4 protein-coding genes are annotated in these 3,110 nt (G+C 76.6%); 1 reads left to right on the top strand and 3 read right to left on the bottom strand.

Annotated elements, in window-relative coordinates; genetic code table 11:
- Positions 1 to 439 precede the first annotated feature (439 nt).
- Positions 440 to 796, top strand: coding sequence for a TonB family protein (locus AC1MIR_RS10345; protein WP_480028084.1), 357 nt, complete (start codon positions 440 to 442; stop codon positions 794 to 796).
- Here AC1MIR_RS10345 and AC1MIR_RS10340 read toward each other — a convergent pair.
- From AC1MIR_RS10340 to AC1MIR_RS10330, 3 genes are all read right to left on the bottom strand, one after another.
- Positions 786 to 1,238 carry a globin domain-containing protein gene (locus AC1MIR_RS10340; protein WP_480028083.1) on the bottom strand — a complete coding sequence of 151 codons (453 nt, stop codon included), beginning with the start codon at positions 1,236 to 1,238 and terminating at the stop codon, positions 786 to 788. The two genes, AC1MIR_RS10345 and AC1MIR_RS10340, sit on opposite strands and share 11 nt — an antisense overlap.
- Complete coding sequence (locus tag AC1MIR_RS10335) at positions 1,235 to 2,125, bottom strand: LysR family transcriptional regulator (protein ID WP_480028082.1); 891 nt, start codon at positions 2,123 to 2,125, stop codon at positions 1,235 to 1,237. Before AC1MIR_RS10335 ends, AC1MIR_RS10340 begins: the two co-directional genes overlap by 4 nt.
- A 135-nt stretch (positions 2,126 to 2,260) precedes the next feature.
- Positions 2,261 to 3,110, bottom strand: an 850-nt coding sequence (locus AC1MIR_RS10330) for a phospholipase D-like domain-containing protein (RefSeq protein ID WP_480028081.1), incomplete at its 5' end; no start/stop codon positions are given.

Raw genomic sequence — 3,110 nt, 5'->3', positions numbered from 1 at the left:
GCCGGGCCGGCGCCCGCCCGCGCTCCCCGCCCGGGCGCCGCGGCCGGCGGCGCCGCCCGACGCCCCCGCCGCCCCACGGCCGCCCGCGCCCCGACTGGCCGCGCCGGCACCGCCCACCGCCGTGCCCCCCGCGCCGCAGCCGCGCGAACGGCCGCCCGCGCCCGAAGCCCTGCCGGAGCCCCCGCCACCCGCCCCGCCACCGCCCATCGCCGCCCTGCCCGTGCCGCCTGCACCACCCGCGCCGCCTGCGCCGCAGGCCCGGCCGCCGCCGGCCCCGGCCCCGCCGCCGGCGCGCCCGGAGCCGCCGGGCGAGGCCGCGCCGGCCTTCCCGCGTGGCTCGGTGTGGATGCCGGGCGGGCTGCAGCTCGGGCGGCCGGCGCAGCCGTCGCAGCCCTCGCCGCCCGCGGGGCGGCGCGACTCGCAAGGGATGGACCTGCGGGTGGACCCGCGGCTGTCGGAGGGGCGGGCGACCACCGACCCTTCGGTCCGCGTCACCGGCGCGCAGGTCGGCGCCGATTGGCGCGCCGCGTTCCGGGCGTGGCTCGACCAGAACATCCACTATCCCCGCCGCGCCATCGAGAACCGCGAGAGCGGCCGGGTGCGGGTGCTGATCACCGCGGAGCCGGACGGGCGGGTGCGCGACGTCCGGCTGGTGGGGCCATCGACCTCGCCCTCGCTGAACACCGGGACGACCTTCCCCTTCTCGGGCGCGACGCTGCCGGCCTTCCCGCCGCCGGCCGACCCGAACGGCGTCACCATCGAGCTGACGGTGCACTACATCCTGATCATGCGCTGAGACGCTGGCGTTGCGCCGCATCGCCGGCCGGCGCCACGGCCTCCAGCATCGTCGCCGACAGCGCCGTATAGGCGCGCCGCCATGCCGCCGCATGCGACGGCGTGAACGCGGCGCCGAGCCGGTGGCCGAGCGTCCAGAGCAGCGCCTCGCCCACCAGGCCGTAATGCTCCGGCCGCGCGCCGTAGCCGACATGCCGGCGGGCCACATCCGCCAGCAGCGGCTGCAGCGCGGCATGGTCGTGCAGCTGCGCCACGATCACGCCGAGCATGCTCATCAGCTTGGTGCATTGCGGCCCGACATCCTCGGGGAACAGCGCGCGCAGGCCGGGCGCGATGGCGAAGAGCCGGTCGTAGAAGGTCGCCGCGCCGTCCTCGCCCAGCGCGGCGAGCGCACGGAAACTGCCGCGGACGAGGTCGAGCTCCTCCTCCGCGAGCGCGCTCATGCCGCGAGCACCAGCGGCGGCGGCGCCGCTTCCGGCGTGAAGGCGCGCGCGAAGCTCTCGCGCAGCCAAGCGATCGTGGCCTGGATGCGCGCCATCTGGATGGTGTCGGGATGCGCGTGCAGATGCAGCACGCGGGTCAGCTCCGGCGGGCCGGGATTGACGCGCTCGATCCGCGGGTCGCCCTCGGCCAGACACATCGGCAGCAATCCCTTCGCGAGCCCGCCGCGGATGCCGGCCAGGATCACGCTGGAATCCGTCGCGGTCAGCACCAGGCGCTCCTCCGCGCCGCGGGCGCGCTCGGTCCAGCGGGTCGGCGCGCGGCGTGGCGCCTCGTCGTCCCAGAAGGCGGCCCAGCCGAGCTTCGCCGCATCGCCGCCGCGCGGCTTGTAGATGGCGTAGGGCACCTCGCCGAGGCGGATGGCGAATTCGGTGTGGTCGGGCGGCATCTCGAACCACAGCGCGATCGCCGCCTCGCCGCGTGCCAGGCTGCGGCGCAGCGCGCCGCCGATGGTGCGGATGTCGAGCTCCGGGTGGCGCGCCAGAAGCGCCGGCAGGGAGGTCTCCACCAGCCGCACCATGGTCCAGGGATTGCCGATGATGCGCACCAGCCCGCTCGGCCCGCGGCCGGCGGCGGCGACCTCCTCGGCCAGGCGCAGCGTCCGCGCCTCGACCTCCAAGGCGCGCGCGATCGCCGCCTGCCCCGCTTCGGTCGGCGTGAAGCCGAGCTTCGAGCGGATGAAGAGGATGGCGCCGAGCTCGGCCTCGAGCGCGGCCAGGCGGCGGCCCGCCGTGGACTGGTCGATGTTCAGCAATGCGGCGCCGCCCGTGAGGGTGCCGGCACGGCTGATGGCGAGAAGGACCTTCAGGTCGTCCCAGCTGCCCGGCATCGCGGCCTCCTGTCCGATCGTGTCCCCGGCGGCAGGCTAGGCCGGGCGGTGTCCCGGCGTCCGTTTCCGTTGTTTCGCGCTGTTGCGCGGCCGCGGCGCGGACTGAAACGCGGCACGCCCCACCGCGCCATCGGCCTACAGCTGTTCCTCCACGGGCAGAACGCGCGCCAGCCAGGCGACCGCGGTGCGGCGCCAGGACGCGCCCGGCTCCGCATGCTGCTCGCGCGGCGCGCCCGCATGGTCGTCCCGCCAGACCAGGCGGCTGCCGTCCAGGGAGAGCTTCCAGCTGATCGCCGGATCGGTCAGCCGCTCCTGCTCCTCCGCCACGGCGCGGGCGACGGCGGGGTTCTGCACGAAGACGCCCATCTCCGTGTTCAGCGCGGCAGAGCGGTGATCGAGGTTGAAGCTGCCGACGAAGGCGCGCATGCCGTCCACCACCAGCGCCTTGGTGTGCAGCGCCGCGCCGCCGCGCGAACCCAGCAGGGTCGCCCGTTCCTGGTCTCCATCGGGCTTCAGCTCGTGGATGCTGACACCCGCGCGCAGCAGCGGGCGGCGATACTTCATGTAGCCGCCATGCACCGCGACCACATCGGTCGCAGCGAGGGAATTGGTCACCACGCTGACCTGCACGCCGCGCGCGACGAGATCGAGCAGCAGCGTCATCCCGGCGCGGCCCGGCACGAAATAGGGCGAGATCAGCCGCGCCTCGCGCCGCGCCTCGCGCAGCGCATCGGCGATCTCGGCGGCGATGCCGCCCGCCGCGCGCGCCCGCTTGCGCGCGCCGAGGCCGCGCCGCGCCTTCTCCGGCGCATCCGCCACCACGCGCACCGCATCGGCGGCCACCGCCGTCAGCCCGCTGCGGATGCGCCGGACGGGATGTTCCGCAAGCGCCGTCACCAACCCCGCGGCGGCGGGCCGCGCCCCCCCCCGCGCCCACGCGCGGCGCCGCCCCCCCCCGCCCCCCCCCCCCCCCCGCCCCGGCCGC

The organism is Falsiroseomonas sp. RANM36 (assembly GCF_056682175.1).
This window is presented reverse-complemented; position numbering and strand designations above follow the sequence as displayed.

Coding starts and splice junctions, on each gene's coding strand:
- AC1MIR_RS10340 (WP_480028083.1), bottom strand. CDS start 1,238: ATGAGCGCGCTCGCGGAGGAGGAGCTCGACCTCGTCCGCGGCAGTTTC.
- AC1MIR_RS10335 (WP_480028082.1), bottom strand. CDS start 2,125: ATGCCGGGCAGCTGGGACGACCTGAAGGTCCTTCTCGCCATCAGCCGT.